The organism is Massilibacteroides vaginae (genome assembly GCF_900178525.1).
Classification (GTDB): Bacteria; Bacteroidota; Bacteroidia; order Bacteroidales; family Tannerellaceae; genus Massilibacteroides; species Massilibacteroides vaginae.
This window is the reverse complement of record NZ_FXDJ01000009.1, coordinates 125,243-149,621: the sequence shown is the minus strand read 5'-3', so window position 1 is coordinate 149,621 and position 24,379 is coordinate 125,243. Positions and strand designations below refer to the sequence as shown.

23 protein-coding genes are annotated in these 24,379 nt (G+C 41.0%); 14 read left to right on the top strand and 9 right to left on the bottom strand.

Annotated elements, in window-relative coordinates; all coding sequences use genetic code 11:
• Positions 1–117: 117 nt before the first annotated feature.
• The 14 genes from B9Y81_RS09095 to B9Y81_RS09030 all read left to right on the top strand — a co-directional run bounded on the left by B9Y81_RS09095 (position 118) and on the right by B9Y81_RS09030 (position 15,798).
• Positions 118–678 (top strand): IS1096 element passenger TnpR family protein, encoded by a 561-nt coding sequence (locus B9Y81_RS09095; protein ID WP_085536705.1) that lies wholly within the window; start codon positions 118–120, stop codon positions 676–678.
• A complete protein-coding gene (gene miaA, locus B9Y81_RS09090; RefSeq protein WP_085536704.1) occupies positions 678–1,577 on the top strand; it encodes a tRNA (adenosine(37)-N6)-dimethylallyltransferase MiaA in 900 nt (299 codons plus the stop codon). Before B9Y81_RS09095 ends, miaA begins: the two co-directional genes overlap by 1 nt.
• A 67-nt stretch (positions 1,578–1,644) precedes the next feature.
• Positions 1,645–3,078, top strand: a complete 1,434-nt coding sequence (locus B9Y81_RS09085; protein WP_085536703.1) for a tetratricopeptide repeat protein — start codon at positions 1,645–1,647, stop codon at positions 3,076–3,078.
• Positions 3,079–3,115: 37 nt separating this feature from the next.
• On the top strand, positions 3,116–3,601 hold the full coding sequence (locus B9Y81_RS09080) for an NfeD family protein (protein WP_085536702.1): 486 nt from the start codon (positions 3,116–3,118) through the stop codon (positions 3,599–3,601).
• A 10-nt stretch (positions 3,602–3,611) separates the two neighbouring features.
• Positions 3,612–4,607, top strand: coding sequence for a flotillin-like protein FloA (floA, locus tag B9Y81_RS09075; protein ID WP_085536701.1), 996 nt, complete (start codon positions 3,612–3,614; stop codon positions 4,605–4,607).
• Positions 4,608–4,613: 6 nt separating this feature from the next.
• The gene (locus tag B9Y81_RS09070) at positions 4,614–5,483 is read left to right on the top strand and encodes a nucleoside phosphorylase (protein WP_085536700.1); all 870 of its coding nucleotides are present in this window, start codon (positions 4,614–4,616) and stop codon (positions 5,481–5,483) included.
• Positions 5,484–5,556: 73 nt separating this feature from the next.
• Positions 5,557–5,967 carry a large-conductance mechanosensitive channel protein MscL gene (mscL, locus tag B9Y81_RS09065; protein WP_085536699.1) on the top strand — a complete coding sequence of 137 codons (411 nt, stop codon included), beginning with the start codon at positions 5,557–5,559 and terminating at the stop codon, positions 5,965–5,967.
• Between the two features lie 244 nt (positions 5,968–6,211).
• Positions 6,212–7,612, top strand: coding sequence for a Gfo/Idh/MocA family protein (locus B9Y81_RS09060; protein ID WP_085536698.1), 1,401 nt, complete (start codon positions 6,212–6,214; stop codon positions 7,610–7,612).
• Positions 7,613–7,766: 154 nt separating this feature from the next.
• Positions 7,767–8,726, top strand: coding sequence for a hypothetical protein (locus B9Y81_RS09055; RefSeq protein WP_085536697.1), 960 nt, complete (start codon positions 7,767–7,769; stop codon positions 8,724–8,726).
• A 97-nt stretch (positions 8,727–8,823) separates the two neighbouring features.
• Positions 8,824–9,651 (top strand): helix-turn-helix domain-containing protein, encoded by an 828-nt coding sequence (locus B9Y81_RS09050; protein WP_085537736.1) that lies wholly within the window; start codon positions 8,824–8,826, stop codon positions 9,649–9,651.
• Positions 9,652–9,757: 106 nt separating this feature from the next.
• Positions 9,758–10,414, top strand: coding sequence for a YceI family protein (locus B9Y81_RS09045; protein ID WP_085536696.1), 657 nt, complete (start codon positions 9,758–9,760; stop codon positions 10,412–10,414).
• Positions 10,415–10,433: 19 nt separating this feature from the next.
• Complete coding sequence (ygiD, locus tag B9Y81_RS09040; RefSeq protein WP_085536695.1) at positions 10,434–11,264, top strand: 4,5-DOPA-extradiol-dioxygenase; 831 nt, start codon at positions 10,434–10,436, stop codon at positions 11,262–11,264.
• Between the two features lie 136 nt (positions 11,265–11,400).
• On the top strand, positions 11,401–13,824 hold the full coding sequence (locus B9Y81_RS09035; RefSeq protein WP_085536694.1) for a TonB-dependent receptor: 2,424 nt from the start codon (positions 11,401–11,403) through the stop codon (positions 13,822–13,824).
• 165 nt (positions 13,825–13,989) lie between these two features.
• Positions 13,990–15,798, top strand: a complete 1,809-nt coding sequence (locus B9Y81_RS09030) for a glycoside hydrolase family 127 protein (RefSeq protein WP_317043275.1) — start codon at positions 13,990–13,992, stop codon at positions 15,796–15,798.
• A 374-nt stretch (positions 15,799–16,172) separates the two neighbouring features.
• On the opposite strand, the gene galE is transcribed toward B9Y81_RS09030, so the two are convergent.
• The 9 genes from galE to B9Y81_RS08985 form a co-directional block, all read right to left on the bottom strand.
• Entirely contained in the window at positions 16,173–17,207 is a 1,035-nt protein-coding gene (gene galE, locus B9Y81_RS09025) for a UDP-glucose 4-epimerase GalE (RefSeq protein ID WP_085536693.1), read from the bottom strand.
• A gap of 26 nt (positions 17,208–17,233) precedes the next feature.
• On the bottom strand, positions 17,234–17,806 hold the full coding sequence (gene rsxA / locus B9Y81_RS09020) for an electron transport complex subunit RsxA (RefSeq protein WP_085536692.1): 573 nt from the start codon (positions 17,804–17,806) through the stop codon (positions 17,234–17,236).
• A gap of 12 nt (positions 17,807–17,818) precedes the next feature.
• Positions 17,819–18,403, bottom strand: coding sequence for an RnfABCDGE type electron transport complex subunit E (locus tag B9Y81_RS09015; protein WP_085536691.1), 585 nt, complete (start codon positions 18,401–18,403; stop codon positions 17,819–17,821).
• Positions 18,396–19,031, bottom strand: coding sequence for an RnfABCDGE type electron transport complex subunit G (locus B9Y81_RS09010; protein WP_394335439.1), 636 nt, complete (start codon positions 19,029–19,031; stop codon positions 18,396–18,398). Before B9Y81_RS09010 ends, B9Y81_RS09015 begins: the two co-directional genes overlap by 8 nt.
• Position 19,032: 1 nt before the next feature.
• Positions 19,033–19,992 (bottom strand): RnfABCDGE type electron transport complex subunit D, encoded by a 960-nt coding sequence (locus B9Y81_RS09005; protein ID WP_085536689.1) that lies wholly within the window; start codon positions 19,990–19,992, stop codon positions 19,033–19,035.
• 13 nt (positions 19,993–20,005) lie between these two features.
• Positions 20,006–21,337 (bottom strand): electron transport complex subunit RsxC, encoded by a 1,332-nt coding sequence (gene rsxC, locus B9Y81_RS09000; RefSeq protein WP_085536688.1) that lies wholly within the window; start codon positions 21,335–21,337, stop codon positions 20,006–20,008.
• A 31-nt stretch (positions 21,338–21,368) separates the two neighbouring features.
• Positions 21,369–22,268 carry a Fe-S cluster domain-containing protein gene (locus B9Y81_RS08995; RefSeq protein WP_085536687.1) on the bottom strand — a complete coding sequence of 300 codons (900 nt, stop codon included), beginning with the start codon at positions 22,266–22,268 and terminating at the stop codon, positions 21,369–21,371.
• 7 nt (positions 22,269–22,275) lie between these two features.
• Complete coding sequence (locus tag B9Y81_RS08990) at positions 22,276–22,692, bottom strand: SoxR reducing system RseC family protein (protein WP_085536686.1); 417 nt, start codon at positions 22,690–22,692, stop codon at positions 22,276–22,278.
• A 99-nt stretch (positions 22,693–22,791) separates the two neighbouring features.
• Positions 22,792–24,351, bottom strand: coding sequence for a DUF3078 domain-containing protein (locus B9Y81_RS08985; protein WP_085537734.1), 1,560 nt, complete (start codon positions 24,349–24,351; stop codon positions 22,792–22,794).
• Positions 24,352–24,379: the final 28 nt, after the last annotated feature.

Here is a 24,379-nt window from a genome sequence, read left to right as displayed (position 1 = left end):
ATAAAAGAAAAAGGAACTACTTCAAATCAACAGAAATGAGGTGGTTCTTTTTTTTATGAATTATTAGTTTAAATATTATTTATTATTAATTTTGAGGTAAACAAAAACGTATAAACTATGCTATTTAGATTTTTAATCTTATCAGATGAGGTTGATGATTTTAAAAGAGAAATAAAAATCGACTCCGAAGCAACTTTTTTAGATTTGCACAATGCTATTGTAAAATCTGTTAACTACGAGAAAGACCAAATGGCTTCATTCTTTATTTGTGAAGACGATTGGAGTAAGCAAACCGAAATTACCTTGGTTGAAATGGACACCTCTTCAGAAGTTGACAATTATCTGATGGAAGATACACGCTTAGAGGAATTGCTTGAAGATGAACATCAGAAGCTGTTGTATGTGTTTGATTACATGACGGAACGTGCATTCTTTATGGAGCTACGTGAAATCATTCCGGGACAGAATCTGGCAGAAGCGGTATGCAGTAAGTCAATAGGATTGGCTCCTAATCAAATAATTGATTTTGAAACATTAGATACCAAAGTTACCTCTACAGATTTAGGAGAAGACTTTTACGGTGATTCCGATTATAACATTGACGAAATAGATAAAGATGGTTTTGACGGTTTTGGAGATGAAGCCGCCGAAGGATCTTTTGAGGATGATCGTTTTTAATGAAATCATTAATTGTACTACTGGGACCAACAGGGGTTGGGAAAACTGAATTAAGTCTGCGTATTGCGGAACAATTCAATTCTCCGATAATCTCTGCTGATTCCAGGCAAGTATATAAAGATCTGCCAATAGGAACAGCCGCACCTACCTTGCATCAACAAGAACGGGTTCCCCACCACCTCGTTGGCATTCTGAATCTGACAGATTATTATAGTGCCAGTAATTTTGAACAAGACAGCCTACTGCTTTTAGACAAATTATTTAAAACACACGACTATGTGGTGATGACCGGTGGGTCAATGATGTATATCGATGCCGTATGTAAGGGTATTGATGATATTCCAACTATTTCCAAAGAAATAAGACAAGCTATTTACAAGCAATTTGAAGTGGAAGGCTTAACGCCTATTCTGGAAGAATTAAAAGAAAAGGATCCGGAACATTACGAAGTGGTAGACCGGAAGAATTATAAAAGAGTTATACATGCTGTTGAAGTATGCAGAATGACCGGAAAAACCTATACTTCTTATCGCACAAATAAAGAAAAAGAACGCCCGTTCAGAATAATAAAAATCGGATTAACGAGAGAACGCGAAGAACTCTGTAATCGTATTAATATTCGTGTGGATCAAATGATGCGGGAAGGCCTGCTGGAAGAAGCGGAAAAAGTTTTCCCGTTCAGGCATTTGAATTCGCTTAACACAGTTGGATATAAGGAACTGTTTAATTATCTCGCAGGAGAGTGGACGCTCAACTTTGCTGTGGAAAAGATAAAACGTAATTCCCGTGTTTACGCCCGTAAGCAAATGACCTGGTTTAAACGTGATCAGGATACGGTTTGGTTTCATCCGGATGATGAGGAAAAGATACTCAATTTTATTCTTGCAGAAACACTTTAAGGTCAGATTTTCTATTAGTGTAAAATTATTATTATCTTTGAATCTATATACATAGATAGATAATACAATGAAGGAGGTTGCACGTAAACTACTTTACATAATATCTGTAGTTCTTTTATCTTTCGGACTACATGCACAGAGCCTTGATCAGGCAAAAAAACTTTATAACGAGGGGCAATATGCAGAAGCCAAACCTGCTTTTGAACGATTGGTTCAACGTGTCCCCAGTAATTCATCTTATAATCATTGGTACGGCGTATGTTGTTTTGAAACGGGCGACTATGAAACCGCCGAGAAACATCTTGCAATCGCTGTGAAACGAAAAGTACAGGAGTCATACCGGTATATGGGTGATCTGTATTTCATGACTTATCGTTTTGAAGAAGCCGAAGAGATGTATGAAGAATACATTGCTATTCTGACCAAGAAGAAGCAAGACACCGAAATTTTTGAAAATAAGGCATCTTTAGCTAAAAAAGGGCAAAGAATGCTGGAACGGGTAGAAAGCATTCAGATTATCGACAGCATAGTCGTTAAAAAGGAGGATATCCTGCAGGCTTATCAACTGAGTGAAGAGGCCGGAACTTTGTATCCATTCAATCAATTCTTTGAGGCGGACGATTCTGTTTTCACTACGGTGTATATGAATCAGAAAGAACGGAATATCTACTATGGCAGACATAATAGTGAAGGTCAATATGCTCTTTTTACACAGTCAAAATTAATTGATAAATGGGGTGACGAAAAACAGTTGCCGCAGAATATCAATGCTCCCGGTAGTGATAATAGTTTTCCTTTTGTGCTTTCTGATGGCGCTACAGTATATTATGCTTCTACGAATGCGGAATCATTGGGTGGGTATGATATCTTCGTTACAAGATATAACACAAATACCGATACCTATCTTACTCCCGAACAAATGGGTATGCCTTTCAATTCAATATATAATGATTATTTATTGGTGATTGATGAAAATAAAGGCTTAGGTTGGTTTGTTTCAGATCGCTTCCAGCCGGAAGATAAAGCCTGCATCTATTTGTTTATTCCGGATGACACCCGCAGCCGGGTGGAAAGTGATGACGTTGAAGAAAAACGGGCACGTGCCATGCTGACTTCAATTCAGAACTCCTGGAAAGTTGAAGATTATTCCGAACTGATTCAACTGGCCTATACCGAAGCTTCAGGCGCGTCTAAACCACAAAAAGATTTTGAATTTGTAATAAATGACAATACCGTCTATTTTACATTGAATGATATAAAAAGTACGGAAGCAAAGGGATACTACGAAAAAGTAATCAGCCTGAGACAACAAATCCGTGAGTTGGAAGAAAGACTTACCGAAGCACGCGCTTCTTACACAAAGGCAAGCTCATCGGCACGTACGCAATTAGCCGGTCGTATCGTTCAGGATGAACAGCTACTTGAAGAGTTGCTGAAAGAGCCTTATGAATTAGAGAAAAAGGCGCGTAATGTAGAAATACAATATCTGCGAACGCATTAATCTATACATCTCATAATTTTAAAAAAAAGCAGAACCTATGATATTCGATGTAGCCATTATTGCCTTTCTGATCATTGTCGCGATATTACTTCTTTTGTTGGAGATATTTCTTCTGCCGGGGATCACGATTGCGGGAGTAGGCGGATTCTTTTTTGCCATAGGCGGTGTAATCTATGCCTATATGGTAGATGAAACGGTCGGACACATTACTTTAGTTTCCTCTGTTATAGCTTTTGGGGCATCTTTCTTCTGGTTGCTACGTTCAAGGTCATTCAGCAGGGTTGCCTTAAACACCGATGTGGATTCAAAATTGATTTCCAGTCGTGAGTTGGGAATTGAAGTTGGAGATGAAGGCGTAACACTTTCCCGTTTAGCACCTATAGGGAGAGCATTGATCAAGGGTATTACTGTAGAAGCTAAATCTACAGGCGATTTTATAGATGAAGAAACTCCCGTTAAGGTTATCCGTGTAGATGGATACAATGTACTTGTGGAGCAGAAATTAGAAAATACACAATTATAATCAATTTAGTATGGAGACAACATCCTTCTTACCTGTTTTTCTATTAGGAGCGGCGATATTACTTCTGATAATATTCTTCTACTACGTTCCTTTTTTACTATGGATATCAGCGAAGGTATCAGGCGTTAATATCTCCCTGATACAATTATTCCTGATGCGTATTCGTAAGGTTCCGCCTTATATTATTACGAGAGCCATGATTGAAGCCCATAAGGCAGGGCTCAAAAGTTTGACCCGTGACGAACTGGAGGCCCATTATTTGGCCGGCGGTCACGTTGAAAGGGTAGTACATGCGCTGGTTTCAGCTTCAAAAGCGAATATCGATCTGTCATTTCAAATGGCTACCGCTATCGACTTGGCTGGTCGTGATGTATTTGAGGCCGTGCAGATGTCGGTTAATCCGAAAGTAATCGACACACCACCGGTAACGGCAGTTGCTAAAGACGGTATTCAGTTGATTGCGAAAGCACGCGTTACCGTACGCGCCAATATCAAACAATTGGTAGGTGGTGCCGGTGAAGAAACTATTCTGGCACGTGTAGGTGAAGGTATTGTGTCTTCAATCGGTTCGTCTGATACACATAAAACGGTATTGGAAAACCCGGATTCAATCTCGAAATTAGTTCTTCGTAAAGGTTTGGACGCCGGTACTGCTTTCGAAATTCTGTCTATCGATATCGCGGATATCGATATAGGTAAAAATATCGGTGCTTACCTGCAAATGGATCAAGCACAAGCAGATAAAAATATTGCTCAAGCCAAAGCCGAAGAACGTCGTGCCATGGCTGTCGCTTCAGAACAGGAAATGAAAGCCAAAGCGCAGGAAGCACGCGCCAAGGTGATCGAAGCAGAAGCCGAAGTGCCTAAGGCAATGGCCGAAGCATTCAGAAGCGGAAATCTGGGCATAATGGATTATTATAAAATGAAGAATATCGAGGCCGATACATCTATGCGTGAAAACATAGCCAAGCCCGGTAATACTTCATCAAAACCGTTAAAAGACTAATCAATAATGAGAGTTATTCCGGCATCAGAACTGATTATAAATGAAGATGGAAGTGCATTCCATCTTCATTTAAAGCCCGCACAAGTGGCCGACAGAGTGATTATGGTGGGCGATCCGGCCCGGGTTAGCACCGTTGCTTCATATTTCGACACCAAAGAGTGCGAAGTGGCAAGCCGCGAGTTTCATTCCATTACAGGAAGCTACAAAGGGAAAAGGATTACTGTTGTGTCTCACGGTATCGGTACAGACAATATCGATATTGTTATGACCGAACTCGACGCACTTGTTAATGTGGACTTTGAAACCCGAAAAGCAAAAGAGAATCTGACGAAATTAACATTAGTCAGAATCGGAACATCCGGAAGTTTGCAACCCGACCTGCCGGTTGGCAGTTATGTAGCGGCCGAAAGATCCATCGGATTTGACGGTGTGCTTTATTTCTATGCAAATTCTGCAGCTGTACGCAATGCCTCTTTTGAAGCAGAACTACTGAAGCAACTGGATTGGAAGATTGAAGGATTGAAACCCTATGTAGTTTCGGCGGATGCTTCCTTAGTGGAGCAAATTGTGCGCGATGATATTCGTAAGGGAAACACGATAGCTGCAAACGGATTTTATGGACCGCAAGGTAGAGAAGTACGTTTGGCACTGACAGATCCGACACTGAATTCGAAAATCGAAAATTTTAGTTTTCAGGGAAATAAGCTAACGAATTATGAAATGGAGAGTTCCTCATTAGCCGGATTGTCAGCACTTATGGGACATCGTGCCCTGACGGTTTGCTGCATTATCGCAGGTCGTGTGGATCACAATATGAATACGGAATATAAAGGTACGATCACAGGTTTGATTGAAACTGTATTAGATCGAATCTAAATAAGCCTTTAAGGCTCAGCGGTATTGTAGACTATTTTAACACAAGAAATAAACCATAAAAGATAAAAAACTTATGTTGCAAGAATTCAAAAAATTCGCCATGCGTGGAAACGTGATCGATATGGCGGTTGGTATAATTATTGGTGGTGCTTTCGGAAAGATCGTATCTTCAGTAGTTGGCGATCTGATCATGCCGGTAATAGGCCTATTTGTAGGAGGTGTGAATTTTACCGATTTGAAATTTGTATTGAAAGAAGCGCAAACAGTTGGCGAAACTACAATTCCTGAAGTAAGCCTGAATTACGGTGCGTTTATACAAACTACTTTTGATTTTTTGATTATCGCTTTTGCTATTTTCATGTTGGTTAAAGGGATTAATACATTAAATAAAAAGAAAGAAGAAGAACCGGCAGCACCTGCACCTCCGGCAGAAGATATCCAATTGCTTTCTGAAATAAGAGATCTGTTGAAGGAAAAGAAATAATGTAAAAACATACCTGAAAAAGGATGCTGAAACCATTCTTTTTTAGTGTGTTGAAAATCAGTTTCTTATAGAAGCTAAAAACATAAAGGTTATTTTTGGAAAAATATCCTTTATTTTTAAAAATATAACCTTTATGTTTTTTTTTATATTACTATGTCTGTTTAAAGCCCGGTTTCTTGTCAAAGCTTTGCTATTTCAAAACTATTCATATACATTTGTTTTTCTAATTAAAATTTAATCGAGAATGGAAAACACAAGACGTTCTTTCCTGAAAAAAGTAACCGCCGCCGGTATTGGAGCGGCAGGTTTGGCAGCAACAAATACAGCTGCTGCATCTACTTCGGCGCCGGAAGTGCAGCAGAAGAAAAAAACAGCCGGAAAAGATGACGGCAAACTTCGCTTTGGTTTTATCGGAACCGGTTCGCGTTGTCAGGAGCATATTAATAATGTATTGGCAATTCCGGGAAACAAGATCGTGGCCATCTGTGATACACAGCAAGGACCGCTTGACAGTACCCTTAAGCACATTTCTAAATTCAATGTTCCTGCACCTAAGGTATATACCGGTAGCGAACGTGAGTTCGAAAAGATGCTCAACAACGAAGAGTTTGACTGTGTTATTATTGCCAGTCCTTGGGAATGGCACGTACCCATGTCGGTAGCGGCCATGAAAGCCGGCGTTCCTTATGTTGGTGTTGAGGTTTCGGCTGCCAATACGATTGATGAATGTTGGGATTTGGTGAATGTGTCTGAAGCCACAGGTAGCCAATTGAATATAATGGAAAATGTTTGTTACCGTCGTGACTGTCTGGCGGCATTGAACATGGTTCGTCAGGATCTGTTCGGTGAGCTTCTTCACGGTACTTGCGGATACCAGCACGATCTTCGCGCGGTTAAATTCAACGATGGCAAGAGCTATTCATATAAAGAAGGTGGCGAACTGCGCATGGGTCCGACAGCTTTTGCTGAAGCACAATGGCGCACGCAACACTCGGTTACCCGTAACGGTGATATCTATCCAACACACGGCATTGGTCCTGTGGCAAACTGCATGGATATTAACCACGGCAATCGCTTCCTTTCCCTAAGCGCTATGGCCAGTCAGGCACGTGGTTTGAATAAGTTTATCGTAGACAAAGGCGGTCGTGACCATAAATTGGCCAACGTTCGTTTTAATCTGGGAGATATCGTTACTTCAATGATAAAATGTGCTAACGGTCAGACTGTTATTGTAACGCACGACACGAACTCTCCTCGTCCGTATTCGTTGGCTTTTCGTATTCAGGGAACCGACGGTCTGTGGATGAACGACGGCAACGGAGTTCACATCGAAGGTAAATCCAAGCCGCATCAGTGGGATGCTTCGGAAGATTGGTTCAAGAAATACGATCATAAATTGTGGAGTGGTTTGGAAGCTCAGGCAAAAGAAGCAGGCCACGGAGGCATGGACTTTATCATGATGTACGACCTGATCGATGCGATTCGCAACAAGAAACCGGCACCGATGGATTGTTATGACGCGGCAGCCTGGAGTGCAATCTCCGGTTTGTCTGAAATGTCTATTGCACGTGGCGGAGCTTTGGTTGATTTTCCTGACTTTACTCGTGGTCAGTGGATTCATAGAAAGCCAAAATTTGCGATTTAATATAATCTTTATAATAAAAAAGCAAAAAACAGATTTTTGCATTTTGTTTTTTGCTTTTTTTGAAACCAAAACCTGTATATTTTCCTTGTTTTTCCTATCTTTGTACGACTAATTGTTTTATTTATCTATTATTTACTCACATTATATAGCTTCTATGAAATACTTTTTCAATAATCAAATTGTTAATATCGTAAAAAGCAATACTAAGCCGGATGATAATTTAGTTGATGTTGTTATGAATACGTTGTCTGTAGGAAAGGAAGCTGCATATAGACGGATCAGAGGCGAAGTTCCTTTCACTTTTAGTGAAATTGCTAAATTAGCGTCTGTTTTTCGTTTCTCGTTAGACTCTATTATTGCTGTTTCATTTCCGGAGCTTGCTGTAGTTAATACTCGCTTTTTTAACACGAATCAAATGTATAAAGACTACAAGCAAACAGTGGAGTCTTTTTATACCTTGTTCAAGGAGATGAATCGTTCTTCCAACTCAAAAGGCTGCACTGCTTCCAATGTTATTCCATTTACCATGTATGGAAAATACGAAAATCTTTCAAAATTCAAACTGTATCGCTGGATGCATCAGATGGATATTTCTTTCTCATCAACTTCCTTTTCAGAAATGAAAATGCCCGATGAGGTCTGGACTTTGCATCAGGATATGCTGAAGGAGGCCGATTATTTGGAAGACTTTTCTTATGTGTTGGACCGGAATATTTTTTCGACTTTTGTAAATGACATTAACCATTTTATCCAATTAGGTTTTATTTCTACGGAAGATCGTCTCCTATTAAAAAATGAACTGCTCGATTTACTGAGTATGTTCGAACGGGTCGTGAAAGAGGGAGGAATTAGTCCGCAAAATAAAGTATCGGTCTATATATCCAGTATAGACTTTGATTCTTCGTATAGCTATTTTGAAACAGAGGATATGTCGGTTTCAAGTATGCGCGTTTATGCAGTTAATACGCTTACTACACAAGATAAAAACTTCTTTGATACACAAAAAAAATGGATAGAATCCCTTAAGCGTTATTCCGTGCTGATATCCGGTTGTGGAGAAATGGAAAGGGTGAAATTTATTGCAAAACAAAAAGAAATAATCAATTTGCTGTAAAATACTTAGCGCGTTGAGAAATTAAGAAATAGCGAAAAATGTTACTCCGTTTTCCCGGGAAATGTTATTTTTGTTAATTATAAACTCGGGAAAACGTATGGAGCAATTATTTACAATCAGCAAGTTTTCTGAAGAACAGTCTAAACGTATGTCGGCTTTTGTGTTTGAACCGCATAGCCATGACTTTGAGGAACTTGTTATTTGTAAATCAGGAGTAATCGAGCATCATATTGATTTTCAGCGTTCGTTGCTGACCGCACCGTTGGTTAGTTTTATTAGTAAAGGAAAAGCACATGCTGTTCAGATGCTGGCAGATTCGCAAAACAGATATCCTGAAGGATGGACTTTTCGATTTAAGAGTAGTTTTATTTCAGAATCTCGTTTTCAGCTTTATTCCGATTACCATGATTTTGCCAATGTGGAATTGCCGGATGGAGTACAATTTGACAGAATATGCGTAATTACGCAAATGATTGAAGATGAAACGAAGCAAGAAACTCCCGATTATTCCATAATAAGGAGCCTTTTAAGTACTCTTTTTATACTGATCGAATCCGAGCGAAAGAAAAAGGCATTGCCTATTGCGGATAATAATCAGAATATTACCTTTAAATCGTTCCTGCGTATACTGGAAGATAATTTTAAGCGGGATGTAAGTGTGGACTTTTACGCCGAAAAATTAAATATGTCCGCGCGAAATCTCAACCTTATCTGCCGCAACATCCTACAGCGAAGTGTGTCTGAAATTATCGAAACCCGAAAACTGACCGAAGCCAAGAATCTTATTATGCATTCGGATAAAACCATATCCGAAATAGGTTTTGAACTTGGCTACAACGAAAAGGCCTACTTTACCAAAGTTTTTAAAAAGAAGGCAGGAGTAACTCCGTCTGAGTTTCGCAATGAGATGAAAAAGATGCTTTAATTTTCATTTTTCCAATATTTACCACTCTTCTTCCAAAAAGTATTACCCTTCGTCGTTAAAATGCCCCGATCTTTGTGCTGTAATTAATAATTAAAACAACAAGAATATGAAAACGTATAATTATATTATCGCATTAGCTCTTATTTTAATCGTGTCTGCATGTGGTGGAAAAAAATCAAGTGAAGCAATAGAAACATCAGCGGAGAAGGAAGTTGCGACTGCCCAAGGTCAGCGTTTAGCGGTTGATCTGACGGCTTCGGCAATAAACTGGAAAGGATTCAAACCGGGCGGAAGTCACCATGGTGTTTTAGGCATTAAGTCCGGAGAACTATTTATTGATGGAGACAAACTGAAATCAGGAACATTCGTGTTAGATATGAATGCGATCAATGTGCAGGATATAAATGCTGAAAACGGGAAAGATAAACTGGAAGGTCACCTTAAAAGTGCAGACTTTTTTGATGTAGAGAAATATCCGGAAGGAAAGTTTACAATTACAGACGTTGAAGAACTATCCGATAGTGAATTTACCCATAAGATCAGTGGCAACCTGGAATTAAAAGAAGCGGTGAGAAATATTTCATTTAACGCTGCAATAACTAAAGAAGGAGATGCCTATACCGCCAAAACAGCTACGTTTACAATAGACCGTACGCAATGGGGTGTAAACTATGGTTCGAAGAATATCTTTAAAGACTTGAAGGATTCGTTCATCAATGATGACATGGAAATATCAATAACACTGGTTGCAAAAAGCGTGTAATCAGGCAAAAGCAAGCATAATGATCAATAAATTAAGAGATATTGTGGATACAACGAAAAGAACACCGGTAATGCCGGTGCTTTTTGTTGGTCATGGTAGTCCGATGAACGCGATTGAAGATAATCCCTTTTCCAGGAAATGGGGAGAGATTGGCAAAGCGCTGCCGCGACCATCCGCAATTCTCTGTATCTCGGCTCATTGGGAAACGAATGGAACATTTGTTACGACCATGTCTAAACCGGAAACAATTCATGATTTCGGTGGTTTCCCTTGCGAACTGTTTAACGTTCAATATCCGGCTCCCGGAAGTCCGGCTTTGGCCGAATCGATAAAGCAGGAGATTAAACATAATCCCGTAGACCTGAACACGGATTGGGGATTAGATCACGGCAGTTGGAGCGTGTTGAGGCATGTTTACCCCGAAGCGGATATACCGGTAGTGGAATTAAGTATCGACTATACCAAAGGAATGCAATACCACTACGATCTGGCGAAAGAACTGGCTTTCCTTCGTAAAAGGGGGGTACTTATTGTTGGTAGTGGTAATATGGTGCATAATCTGAGGTTAGTACATGTAAAATCAATCGAAGGATTTAACGAACCGTATGGCTATGATTGGGCTTTGGAAATGAATGATATTTTTAAACAAAAAATCCAATCAGCCGACCATAAGGCATTGATCAACTACCCTTCATTAAGTAAGGCGGCAAAACTTGCAGTACCGACTCCCGATCATTATATACCTTTACTCTACGCGTTATCTTTGCAGGAAAAGAAAGACGAAATCGAGTTTTTTAATGATCAGGCTTTAGCCGGATCATTGACCATGACTTCGGTTATTATCCGGTAGACTATTTTCTTGACAGTTTTACTCCTTCATTATATAGCAGAAAAAACAAGAGTAGGATTATTTATCATCAGATTATAGTTCCTATTCTTGTTTTTGTGTTATATTCGCATACCTGTTTAACAAACTCTAAATATCGATGAAAAGACTTGCATTGTGCCTGCTCGCTATGCTGTGCGTAGTTCCTTACGCCTTGTCAGAGCCGGGGGCACCTCGTTTAAAAGGTAAAATTGTTGATGCCGTAACAAAGGCACCCCTTGATTTCGCTGATGTATTGCTTTATTCCGGCGAGGAATCCAATCCTTCATTTCATGTGCTTCCCGATGTGAACGGACAGTTTATTATTCATAACCTGAAAGACGGAGAATACACGCTTTTAATTAAGTTGATCGGATACGATGTTTATAATCGTACGGGGCTTGTTTTGCCTGCATCTTCGGCTGTATTGGATTTGGGAGTAATACAAATGAAACCTCTTGAAATAGGATTGGCTGAAGTGGAAATCGTAGCACAGAAAAAACAGGTAATATATAAGTTGGATAAGAAAGTGATTGAAGCCTCCTCGAATTTATTGTCAAGCGGAGGAACGGCTGTTGATATATTGGAAAACACACCTTCTATACGTGTTGATGCCGAAGGAGAGGTAACGTTTCGAGGTAGTAGTGGTTTTGCTGTTTATGTGGATGGCAAACCCAGTGTGTTTAGTGGAACACAGGCGTTGGAACAGATTCCGTCCGGTCATATCGAGAATATTGAGATTATCACCACACCTTCTGCCCGTCATGATACGGAAGGAGATGTCGGTATTATTAATATTATTACCAAAAAACATACGCAAAGTGGCTTAAGCGGAATGGTGAATCTCACCGGAAGCACGGTGCTTTCAAGAGGGGTAGACTTTCTGATCAGTAATCAACAGAATGCGTCGCGCTGGTATGTTGGAGGAGCGTGGACTGATAACCTGCGCAAGAGTGATTTTAATCAGCAGAAAACGACGCTTGTCGGTGATACATCGACTATGTCTCACTCGGACGGACCACGCGAAAGTAATAACTTTAACTACTCACTGAAAACCGGATGGATGTATTCGCTCCCTAAAACTACATTTAATATTGATCTTGAAGGTGGATACGGTGGGCGAACCAGAAATGGTGACCTTGATTATCATGAGGAACGAAGTGCCAACAATGTGCTCTTTGAAAAAGGCGATTATTTTAGTCGTGATGAATACGATCTGCATGAAACCTATTACCAGGGAACAGTAGGCTTCGCTCAAAAGATTAACGACCAGGGGCAAGCACTTACCGGAAGCTTTTATCTTAAATATGGTGGTGATGCAATGGAGTACTTTCAAAGCGACTTGTTCGATAAGAACAATAAGCGTCAACAAGGACATCGTGCCTGGGAAGATGAACACCGCTGGACGGTGAGAGGTAACCTGGATTATGTTTTGCCTTATCGTGAGACGGGTAAAATTGAATCCGGCTACCAATATTTCTCTTATTTGGAAGATGGAGACTATAGCATGCAATTCTGGAATCCGGAGAGTCAGGAGTTTTATTGGCGTGAGGATATTTATAATACATTTTATTTCCAAAGAGGTATTCATTCGCTCTACGCCTTAGTGGCAGATAGTTACAAATCGTTTGACTTTCAGGTGGGATTGCGTGGTGAATATGCGCGTACCGTATTGCGTAGCTCAATAGCAGGGGCGGATCGCATAAAAAACCATTACAATTTGTTCCCCTCCGTACATTTAGGCTATACATTCCCGAACGATCACCATGTTCTGGCGTCCTATTCACATCGCACTACTCGTCCGCAGTTGTTCTATATGGAACCCTATATTACTTATCGTGACTTTTATTCTGCCGAAATCGGTAACCCGGATATTCGTCCGGAATATATTGACTCCTATGAGTTGAATTATAAGAAAGATATTGGGCAACACAGTGTATCGGCAACCGTGTTTCATCGTAGCCGAAAGGACAAGATAGAGCGTTTGCGTATTCCATACGAAGCAGGGGTTACCCTGGATTCAATGGCGAATGTCGGACATGATTATTCTACAGGTATGGAGCTTAGCTCGCAACTACACCTTACCCGCCGTTGGAATATGACGATTAACGGAAGTCTTTATCATTATAAGGTAGAAAATGAAATCAAATCTACCGGTGGTACAAACGAAAAGAGTACGAACTACGAAATCGCGCTCAATAATGCTTTTGATGCCGGTAAATATACCCGTATACAATTAGATGGTAACTTCGTAGGGCCGTCGGTTACTACACAAGGCCGTACAGATGCTTTCTGGTATGTGAATCTGGCTGTGCGCCAACAGTTAATGAGCCGTAGATTAACCGCTACGCTTGCTTTTCGCGATGTTTTCAACTCGGCGCGCTACGTGAGCAATATCACTACATCCAATCTGCAATCCGTTACACGTATTCGGCCGAATTATCCGCTTATCTCGCTAACCCTGAGTTATACATTCAATAATTTCAGCCGCAAAGCAACAGAAGCTAAGCCGGATCATGATTTGTTTGAAGGAACGAATCACTAAAAGTATCCCGATCTATCATATTTTATACTAATAGTGTCAGTTTTATAAGCAAATAAGACTGGCACTATTTTATTTTTGTTGTACATGTTAATCTATAGCTATATGAAAATGAAAAGTGACCCTTTTTTTAGAAGTACCGCTCTGTTTACTCTTTTCCTGTTTCTAATGATTTCGTCCGCTTTTGCACAAGTGAAGGATTTAAAAATATCCGGTTATCTGGGAAGCCGGATCGATGATTGTATTGAACATCGTGTTAAGGCACAGGATGTAGAACATCTGATAGAACCTTTTAGAGACCGCACCGAAACGCGCCGCTGGCAGAGTGAGTTCTGGGGTAAGTGGATTCAGGGGGCTATCGGATCGTATAAGTATAACAAAGACCCTGAACTATATCAAATTATTAAAAATGCGGCCGACGGACTGATGGCTACGCAAACTCCGGATGGCTATATAGGCAACTATGCTCCGGATGCTCAGTTGGAACAGTGGGATGTTTGGGGGCGAAAATACGCCATGCTCGGACTGATTGCCTGGTATGATTTATCGGGCGATAAAAAGGCACTCGCTTCGGCCTGTAAGGTGCTCGATCATTTGATGACGCAGGTAGGGCCCGGCAAAAAGAACATCGTGGAAACCGGAAATTACCTCGGTATGGCCAGTACCTCGGTGCTCGAGCCTGTGATCTTTCTTTATAACCGTACAGGTAAAAAGGCGTATCTCGACTTTGCCGAATATATTGTTCGTGAATGGGAAACGCCTTCCGGTCCGAAGTTAATCAGTAAAGCAATTAATGGCGTGTCTGTTTCCGGTCGTTTTCCACATCCGAAACAATGGTTCTCGCGCGAGAATGGTCAAAAGGCATACGAAATGATGTCGTGTTACGAGGGTTTGCTCGAACTTTATAAAATCACCGGAAACGCGCTTTACCTTTCGGTAGTAGAGAAAACGGTCAATAATATCATCAGCGAGGAGATAAACATAGCCGGATCGGGCAGTGCATTTGAGTGTTGGTATGGCGGGCGCGAACGACAAACCTTGCCGACTTATCATACGATGGAAACCTGTGTTACATTTACCTGGATGCAGCTATGCAACCGCCTCTTGGATGTGACGGGTAATTCCCTTTATGCCGATTATATCGAGAACAGTATTTACAACGCGTTGCTTGCTTCGCTAAAGTCGGATGCCTCGCAGATCGCTAAATACAGTCCGCTGGAAGGTTGGCGGCACGAAGGGGAAGAGCAATGCGGCATGCATATTAACTGCTGCAACGCGAATGGTCCCAGAGGTTTCGCGCTGATTCCGGCTTATGCTTACCACACAAAGGGCGAAACAATATACCTCAACCTCTACTCGCAGTCTGAAAGTACGGTTCTGCTGCCGGGAAAGAAAGAGGTGAAACTCACACAGCAAACCGATTATCCGGTTACGGGTGGAATTACCATTCAGGTAGATCCGGCTAAAAAATCACATTTTACGCTTTCTTTGCGCATCCCATCCTGGAGCAAGCAAACTACGGTAAAAGTAAACGGCAATGAAATAGCAGCTGTTTTACCCGGTTCGTATTGCCAAATTGAGCGCGATTGGAACAAAGGAGATCACATCGAATTGGAATTTGATATGCGTGCTAAAGTAGTAGAACTCAATCAGGCGCAAGCCATTGTAAGAGGACCGGTTGTGCTTGCCCGAGACAGTCGTTTTAACGACGGTGCGGTAGATGAAGCTTCGGTTATAGTAGTGGAAGACGGTTATGTGGCGTTGACGCCAACGAAAGACGCTGATTTTTCATGGATGTCTTTTACTGCTCCATTGGTGTTGGGTACAGACCTTGAAAGCCACCGCGCACCGCTAAATATTCATTTCTGTGACTTTGCTTCGGCAGGCAATACATGGGATAAAACAGTACGCTACCGTGTTTGGGTTCCCAAAACACTGAATGTAATACACGCGCCTTACAAACCTTACTCGGACTAAATAAGAACAAACTCGTTTCAAGCATCGTGTACGAAAAAACTACACGGTGCTTTTTTAAGTTAAAATCAGGGTTTTTCTTTCTGTTTTTGGCGATTTTCTATGTTGCTGTAAATCAGCGCTTTGTTTCTGCGTGAAAACATAAAGGTTATTTTTGAAAAGATAAAGGTTATTTTCAGAAACATAAAGGTTATATTTTCAAACATATAGTATTGTAAAAAAAGCCTCTTTTTTAAGCCCGAACTTGAATTGTTAATTTATTTCAGATCAACGGGTATGCAACCGGATATGCCGTGAATATGCGGCACGTGGAATATGAAAAAAAACAGGAATAAGACAATCTTATTCCTGCTCTTCACAAATAACTTTTATTTTATTTATTGGATTCCTTTTTCGCGGAGGCGTTTTTGCCAGTTCCAGGCTGTAACTAACGTGTCTTCTACTGTTTCTTTGGCTGTCCAACCTAACACTTTGTTCGCGTGTTCTGGGTTTGCCCAAACCTTTTCGATATCTCCCTCGCGACGCCCAACGATCTTGTGTGGAACTTTTACACCTGTGCTTTTTTCAAAAGCGTTGATCAGCTCCAATACCGTAACGCCACGTCCGGTTCCGAGGTTGAATACCTCTAATTTATCATCTGATTTGTCGCTAAGCATTCTATCCATCGCAATTACGTGCGCCTTAGCCAGGTCTACCACGTTGATGTAATCGCGAACGCAAGAGCCGTCCACCGTATCATAGTCGTCGCCGAATACGCTGAGCTCTTTACGGATGCCGATAGCCGTTTGTGTAAGGAAAGGAATTAGATTCTGCGGAACTCCATTAGGTAATTCGCCTATTTCGGCACTTGGATGCGCGCCAATCGGATTGAAGTAACGTAAAATAATGCTCTTGAATGGCACGCCTGCGTAGATGGTGTCACGAATAATCTCCTCGTTGATCTGCTTTGTGTTTCCATAAGGAGACAACGCCGGCTTTACAGGAGCGTCTTCAGTTACGGGAAGTACGTCCGGCTGACCATATACTGTACAAGATGATGAGAAAACGATGCCTTTAATACCTGCTTCGGGCATTAGCTCAAGCAAGTTAAGCAGTGTTACAATGTTGTTTCTGTAATAAGGCAAAGGCATTTGTACGGATTCTCCTACGGCTTTACTCGCGGCAAAGTGGATAATTCCTTTAATGCCGGGGTGTTCCTTCAGAAGTAAGCTTAGGCCTGCCTTGTCGTTACAGTCCAGTTCTTTAAAGTAAGGACGGATGCCGGATATTTTCTCAATTCCGTCAAGTACTTCAACATTGGAGTTGGATAAGTTGTCAATAATCACAACCTCATATCCTGCGGCTTGTAATTCTACTACAGTATGCGAGCCGATGTATCCGGTTCCTCCTGTAACTAATATTTTCTGCTTCATCTTGTTATAGATTTAATCGTTAAGTATTATACGATACCAGAGAATCCCATAAATGCCATGGCCAATAAACCTGCAGTGATAAGAGCAATAGGAATACCTTTCATTCCATTCGGGATTCTTGTCATCTCTAATTGTTCCCTGATACCTGCAAAGATAACTAAAGCAAGCGCAAAACCAATCGCTGTTGAAACAGCATATACGATGGATTGCAATAAATTAAACTCTTTTTGTATCACAAGAATAGCTACCCCAAGAATACAACAGTTTGTTGAGATCAGCGGAAGAAATACTCCCAGCGCCTGATGTAGGGCAGGAGAGGCTTTCTTTAAAATAATCTCTACCAACTGAACTAATGCCGCGATCACTAAAATATAACTTACCGTTTGCATAAAGCCCAATCCTAACGGATCAAGCAGGAATTTCTGCATTAAATAAGTAAATACTGTTGCTACGGTGAGTACGAAAACTACTGCAAGCCCCATACCTACTGCTGTATCCATCTTTTTAGAAACGCCGAGAAACGGACAGATCCCAAGGAACTGCGCTAAAACAACGTTGTTCACAAATACAGCTGCGATAAACATTAATATATATTCCATAATCTTCGTCTTTTAAGCTTTTTGAAATCTGTTAACAATCGCGATCATATAACCTAACGCAATAAACGCACCCGGTGCAAGAACAAATATCAACGAACCGAGATCTTCGGCGTAAAGTGGAAAATTGAATGTTCTTCCTGTTCCGAGAAATTCGCGCACGATACCTAAAGAGGTAAGAGCCAATGTAAACCCAAGTCCGGTACCTAATCCATCAAGGATAGAGGGCAACAGCTTGTTTTTTGCCGCGAAAGATTCCCCACGTGCCATTACAATACAGTTTACCGCAATCAAGGGAATAAACAAACCAAGGCTTGCATACAATCCTGGAAGGAAAGCGTTCATGAATAATTGCACAACAGTAGCCAAGGATGCTATAATAATAATCAAAGCAGGTATTCTCACCTGATCGGGGATATAGCCCTTTACCAATGATATTACAGCGTTAGAGCAAACTAATACGAATGCGGTGGCAAGTCCCATACCTAATCCGTTCTCAGCCGATGTAGTGGTACCTAACGTAGGGCACATTCCTAAAAGCAGTACGAAGATTGGGTTCTCTTTAATGATACCATTCGTTAAAACCTTTAGTTTATTCATTTGTGTCTCCTTTCTCTCCGTTTTGCTCTGAAGCACTTGTTGTCGCGTCTATGCCTATGTAAGCACTATACGCACGGTTTATTGATTCAAGAAAAGCACGGCTGGTGATGGTTGATGCGGTTATTGCATCAACATCTCCTCCGTCTTTCGTTACATTCAGATTGCCGTTAGCTAATGAACGTCCGATAATATTCTGATTATTTTTATCTGTGCGGAACCATTCTTCCATTTTAGATCCTAATCCTGGGGTTTCGTTGTGCTGCAATACAGAATAGTTTAGTATTTTCCCTTCCGAGTCGAAACCTACAATAACACGGATAAGACCGCTGAATCCATTTTTAGAACTGCTTTCAACAGCGGCGCCGATGTTTTTACCTTCTTTTTGTGCCGGATAAATTAATAATTCGTAGCCGTCTTCTGTCTGAAATTTAAAAGAATCGGCGATCGGGTCATTGTCAAATGCAGGAGATACTTCTTTAACCGCTTCTTTCAGCGCAAGAGCTTCCGCTTCTGCGATGGGACCGGAGGTGAACATGTATGTAGCTGCTAAAAGTCCGCTAGTAATTGCACAAACTAACGTTAGCGATAAAACCATATTCAGTAGTGTTGATTTTAGTTTCTGTCCCATCTTACTTTCCTCCGAAATGTTTAGGTTTGAAATACATGTTGATTAAAGGTGTCAGCGCATTCATAATTAGAATTGCGAACGACATTCCTTCCGGATATGCTCCAAACAGACGGATAACAGACGTTAATAACCCGATTCCGATACCAAACACAAGCATTCCGCTTTTACTCATAGGAGAGGTAACATAATCGGTCGCCATAAAGATGGCTCCAAGCAATAAACCTCCGGAAAGAATGTGGATGATCGGATTAACATACTCAGCCGGATTCACCAAGTGCATTATTCCTGTGAAAACAAACGTTGTCAGTATAATGGAAACCGGGATATGCCAGGAGATAATCTTTCGTACAAGCAAAAACGCAAATCCCAGAAGCAAAGCTATGGCACTTACTTCGCCAAGGCTTCCTCCCATATTTCCCAATAACATATCGGTATAACTCGGAAGTTCGGTTGCTCCTTCATTAAGTAAGGATAGGATAGTAGCTCCCGTTTGACCATCGACATAATCCATCGGTATGGTTCCGGGTACCGGCCAGGTTGTCATCTGTGCCGGAAAAGAGATTAAAAGGAAAACACGCCCTACTAAAGCCGGATTAAAGATATTGTTTCCTAACCCACCGAAAGACATTTTGCCTATTCCTATGGCAGCTAATGCCCCTATCAGAATGATCCATATAGGAAGATTAGAGGGTAAATTGAATGCCAACAGTAGTCCTGTAAGCACGGCTGATCCGTCATATATGGTCTGTGGTTGCTTAATTAAAAACTTCTGAATAAGAAACTCAAACAGCACACAGCTCAATACAGATACCAATGTAACGATCAGCGCTCCCAGTCCGAAGTAATAGAGCGAAACTAATAACGCCGGTAACAGGGCTATCAGTACGCCATACATGTTTTTACTGACACTATCGCCGCTATGTATGTGCGGCGAAGGAGATATAATTAATTTATTTTCCATAACAAATCCTTAATTACGCCTTTCTGGCACGAATGATACCCATTACTTTTCCTTTTCCCATACGAATGTGATCCAGCAACGGACGATTAGATGGACAAGTGAAACTGCATGAACCGCATTCTATGCAATCCACAATATAATTAGCTTCGGCCATCTCCCAGCTTTTGAACTCCGTTGCGTTCATCAATAAGGTGGGATTTAATCCCATCGGGCATACATTCACGCACTTGGCGCAACGAATGCAGTTCTGCATTGGTTTGCGTACGGATTCCTCTTTTGTTAAAATAAGAACGCCCGAGCTTCCTTTTGTAACAGGAACGTCCGGACTGATTAACGCTTTCCCCATCATAGGGCCTCCGCCAATTACCTTTCCCGTATTTTCGGGGAGTCCACCCGCTTCTTCTATTAATGTATGGATAGGCGTACCTATTCGAGTGAGAAAGTTCGACGGGTTGCTTAGCTTTTTCCCGGTTACGGTTACCACACGTTCAAACAGTGGCTTGTTTTTCTGCACCGCTTCGTAGACTGCAAAAGCCGTGCCAACATTTTGAACAACCGCACCGGCTGAAATAGGCAGCGCGCCGCTTTTTACCTGTTTGCGCATAACGGCATCGATCAATTGTTTTTCACCTCCCTGTGGATATTGTACCTTTAGCGGCATGATTTCTATACCGGAGAATGAAGAAGCCAATTTCTTTAAATGCTTGATCGCGTCAGGCTTATTGTTTTCAATACCAATAACAGCTTTCTTTACGTCAATGGATTTCATTAATAAAGTAACGCCTACTAATATTTCTTCTCCCTTTTCCAACATAAGGATATGGTCGGAAGTAAGATAGGGTTCGCATTCTACTGCATTGATTATAAGAATTTCCGCTTTACTTCCCGGTGGAGGGGTTAGCTTTATTTGTGTGGGGAAAGTAGCACCACCCAGACCAACAATCCCTGCTGCTGCTATTTTGTCAACAATTTCTTTGGCCGAAAAATGGCATTCTCTGATTAGTTTGTCGCTTTTGTCAATGGATTCTTCCCATTCATCTCCTTCTACGTCAATATATATGGCAGTGCGTTTATAGCCACTGGCATCTATCGCAGCGTCGATTTTGTTTATTTTACCGGAGACAGGAGAGTGTATGTTCGCTGAAACGAAGCCCGAGGGCTTGGCAATCAGCGTTCCTGCTTTCACCACGTCTCCCTTTTTGACAATTGCCTGTGCCGGTGCTCCGATATGTTGGCTTAAAGGTACAATGACCTGTTTTGGAACAGCAAGTCGGACGATCTTTTTTCCGGCAGACAATTTGTTCTCGGGTGGGTGAATTCCTCCGATTCTAAATGTCCTAAGCATACTATTAGATTTTATTTTGTATTGTTTCTTGTTAGTTTTCGGGTGTGGCCGCTGTTATTGATGCAGCTACTTCGGGTTGCAGTTTTGCTTTAGCAACAGGCTCTGCTTCCTTCTCTTTGCGAGGAGGGAAATTCAGCTCGTGAATAGCCAATGTTGGGCATACTACAACACATTTGCGACATAGCCGGCACTTCACCGGATCAATATACGCCAGGTTATTTTCTATTTTGATAGCGTCAAACGCACATTCTTTTTCACATTTGCTGCAACCGATGCAGGCATTGGAGCAGGCTTTACGCGCCACGCCGCCTTTGTCCTGATTTACACAACTTACAAATATACGACGTGATTTAGGACCTCTTTTTCTTAGTTCGATTATGTTTTTTGGGCATGCCTTTACGCAAGCACCACACGAAGTACATTTATCTTCGATAACTTCCGGAAGTTTGGTTACCGGGTTGATATGTATCGCGTCAAAGTCACAGGAAACCTCACAGTCTCCCATTCCTAAACAACCAAACGAACATCCGGTTTCTCCCCCGTAAAGCGCGGAAGCAATAGCACAATTAGTAGCTCCGTCGTATAGGTTTATCTGAGGGCGCGCGTCACAATTGCCATTACAACGTACAACTGCAACTGTCGGATCCGCTTTAGATGTTTCTTTTCCTAATATCGTGGCTACTTTTTCCATCACTGAGGCTCCACCTACCGGACAATTCAGACTATCTAAACTATCGGCCTTAACACAAGCAGCAGCAAATCCGGCACATCCGGGAAATCCACATCCCCCACAATTGGCAGCCGGAAGAGCATCTTGCACCTCCGAAATGCGAGGGTCTTCGTAAACCTCAAATTTTTTAGATGTAGCGTAGAGAAGAGCAGCACCGGCGGCACCGATTCCTCCCAACGAAATAATGGCGATTAAAATCATACTATAATCAATTTAGTTTTTTCATGGCAAAGACAAACTTCTTTTTTAATTTGTCTCTAAAAAAGTATAATACACTATAATAAGCGGGCAAAACAGCAAGACCTGCTAAGGCACTGACTGTTTCACTCCGGTTCATTTCCAAACTAAAAATAATAACCGTTAGTAATAAAAGCAAGGGGAGTAAAAAAGCATAGAAAATGGCTAAGTATCCCATTGATTCTCTTCCTTTTAATTCAACCTCTTCGTTCAACTGAAAAGAATCGTAAACGCCTTCGATTTCAATAATCCGGTCTTTGCTTTCCGACGCATTACACATAGATTTTGCATGACATCCGGCGCAAGCGGATTGTTGGCAGATTTTCACATATACCTTGTCGGGGTCTATGCGTTCTATTATTCCTGTGTGATGTATCGTATTGTCCATATTTGTAAACTCCACATTGCAAAACCAAGGCAAAAGTAAGCAATATTTGGGATAATATGATCGATTAACAAAGTTTATTACATCAAATTTAATGTGTAATTACCATCTGTAGTTAAACCCGAAACTTAACAATTCATTAATTTGGAAATATTTCCAGTCTTTATCTTTTGTTGATGCAGAATCGTCAAATCGTATGTTAAGATAAATACGGGTAGAGAAAAAACGGCTGATTGCCATTACCAATGTGTTTTCGTATTCTAATTTAACATTTTCGTAAGAGGTAAAGTAGTTTAAACGAGACTCCCAGGTAACATTGCGGTTGAAAGTGAATTTTACCTGAGCATCTATGCTGGAACCGAATTCGGCAAAAGAATTTTTGTACATATTGGTTACAGTATCCATTTTGAAACCATGTCTGCCTAAGTCTATTTCGTTCGGATCTTTCAGTATACTGTACATGTATTTGAGGGTAAGAGGAGCCAAATTGATCGCCACATTCAATTTTTTGTGTTTGTTGCTCTTAAATTGTTTGTCCAAAGCATATTTCATACCGACACCAAATGTTGTGGTTACCGGAGCCAGAAATGCTGCTTGTTTTATGTCCGTGTTCTCTTTGTAATTCTTAAGTATCTGCGACTTAATTTCTGTAGAGAAAGTATAACTCCATTTGTTAAACGCGCGAAACCCAACATCGTTATACAACCGGAGCACCTCGTCGCCTATTCTGTATGAACGCAAGGTGTCTTTTGGGGCATTGTAAATGCTTGTTTTATATTCAATCAGGTTGTTCACAGCCAAGCGGTCTTTCGCGTAATTATACGTCAGTAAGTTTTTTGTGAATAAGTTCAGGTTGCTGCTTCCCCCTTTATGCCAGTTTTCAGAAACATAATTCTGCGAAAACTGTATGGCACTTTCAAAGCCGGATTTCCAATATCGCCTTTCCGGAATGAACTTTACGGGAGCAACATCGCTAAAATCGGCTTCACTTTCTACCCGCAATTGTAAGTTTTCATATATGTCTTTTTTGATCGCAGTAGTCTGTATAATATCTTGCGGCAAATCCCTTCGTGAATATTGGATGTAGGAGGGATGCTTTTCTTCAACATAACGAACAGCCATTTTTCCACTTTCCTTTCGTTGTAAGTAGTTGTTAAAAATAGGTTGAGACGTATACAGATCAGGCTTTTTGAATTTTGAGTTGAGAAAGTCCATGGAATAAAAAGTCAGCTCCTTGTTCGTGAAAGGATGCCCTCTGAAAATGATAGGCAAATAGATCGGATCAACGATGATCGTATCTTTAAAGGTAGAGTATTCGTCTACATAATAAGAAGCGTCTCTCACCAGTCGCGCCCAATACATGGCTTCTGTAGATATCTGAAGTTCGTCTTTTTTTAGAAAACGAAGCAACTTCTCTCCCGGAGCTTTTGGTGTGCTATATTTTTCGTTCTGTTTTTCAAAAACAGTCCTGAGGTCTTTGATTTGTATCAAATCAAGGCTGTCTATTTTTAAATATTCAGCTGTATCTACTTCTTGAGGTAGTTCAACTCTATTTATAAACAGAGCACCGTTTAACTTGTTGATGCTTTGTTCGTTTGCCTTTAATGAGGTAGTGAGCACTAATATAAAAACGAATCCTAAACTAAGCTTTTTTATAATCATGATCATCCGTTATCTTTAATCCTTACTG

Bases quoted from the DNA above. Each gene is read 5' to 3' on its own strand.
- B9Y81_RS09095 (WP_085536705.1), top strand. From the start codon at position 118: ATGCTATTTAGATTTTTAATCTTATCAGATGAGGTTGATGATTTTAAA.
- miaA (WP_085536704.1), top strand. From the start codon at position 678: ATGAAATCATTAATTGTACTACTGGGACCAACAGGGGTTGGGAAAACT.
- B9Y81_RS09085 (WP_085536703.1), top strand. From the start codon at position 1,645: ATGAAGGAGGTTGCACGTAAACTACTTTACATAATATCTGTAGTTCTT.
- B9Y81_RS09080 (WP_085536702.1), top strand. From the start codon at position 3,116: ATGATATTCGATGTAGCCATTATTGCCTTTCTGATCATTGTCGCGATA.
- floA (WP_085536701.1), top strand. From the start codon at position 3,612: ATGGAGACAACATCCTTCTTACCTGTTTTTCTATTAGGAGCGGCGATA.
- B9Y81_RS09070 (WP_085536700.1), top strand. From the start codon at position 4,614: ATGAGAGTTATTCCGGCATCAGAACTGATTATAAATGAAGATGGAAGT.
- mscL (WP_085536699.1), top strand. From the start codon at position 5,557: ATGTTGCAAGAATTCAAAAAATTCGCCATGCGTGGAAACGTGATCGAT.
- B9Y81_RS09060 (WP_085536698.1), top strand. From the start codon at position 6,212: ATGGAAAACACAAGACGTTCTTTCCTGAAAAAAGTAACCGCCGCCGGT.
- B9Y81_RS09055 (WP_085536697.1), top strand. From the start codon at position 7,767: ATGAAATACTTTTTCAATAATCAAATTGTTAATATCGTAAAAAGCAAT.
- B9Y81_RS09050 (WP_085537736.1), top strand. From the start codon at position 8,824: ATGGAGCAATTATTTACAATCAGCAAGTTTTCTGAAGAACAGTCTAAA.
- B9Y81_RS09045 (WP_085536696.1), top strand. From the start codon at position 9,758: ATGAAAACGTATAATTATATTATCGCATTAGCTCTTATTTTAATCGTG.
- ygiD (WP_085536695.1), top strand. From the start codon at position 10,434: ATGATCAATAAATTAAGAGATATTGTGGATACAACGAAAAGAACACCG.
- B9Y81_RS09035 (WP_085536694.1), top strand. From the start codon at position 11,401: ATGAAAAGACTTGCATTGTGCCTGCTCGCTATGCTGTGCGTAGTTCCT.
- B9Y81_RS09030 (WP_317043275.1), top strand. From the start codon at position 13,990: ATGATTTCGTCCGCTTTTGCACAAGTGAAGGATTTAAAAATATCCGGT.
- galE (WP_085536693.1), bottom strand. From the start codon at position 17,207: ATGAAGCAGAAAATATTAGTTACAGGAGGAACCGGATACATCGGCTCG.
- rsxA (WP_085536692.1), bottom strand. From the start codon at position 17,806: ATGGAATATATATTAATGTTTATCGCAGCTGTATTTGTGAACAACGTT.
- B9Y81_RS09015 (WP_085536691.1), bottom strand. From the start codon at position 18,403: ATGAATAAACTAAAGGTTTTAACGAATGGTATCATTAAAGAGAACCCA.
- B9Y81_RS09010 (WP_394335439.1), bottom strand. From the start codon at position 19,031: ATGGGACAGAAACTAAAATCAACACTACTGAATATGGTTTTATCGCTA.
- B9Y81_RS09005 (WP_085536689.1), bottom strand. From the start codon at position 19,992: ATGGAAAATAAATTAATTATATCTCCTTCGCCGCACATACATAGCGGC.
- rsxC (WP_085536688.1), bottom strand. From the start codon at position 21,337: ATGCTTAGGACATTTAGAATCGGAGGAATTCACCCACCCGAGAACAAA.
- B9Y81_RS08995 (WP_085536687.1), bottom strand. From the start codon at position 22,268: ATGATTTTAATCGCCATTATTTCGTTGGGAGGAATCGGTGCCGCCGGT.
- B9Y81_RS08990 (WP_085536686.1), bottom strand. From the start codon at position 22,692: ATGGACAATACGATACATCACACAGGAATAATAGAACGCATAGACCCC.
- B9Y81_RS08985 (WP_085537734.1), bottom strand. From the start codon at position 24,351: ATGATTATAAAAAAGCTTAGTTTAGGATTCGTTTTTATATTAGTGCTC.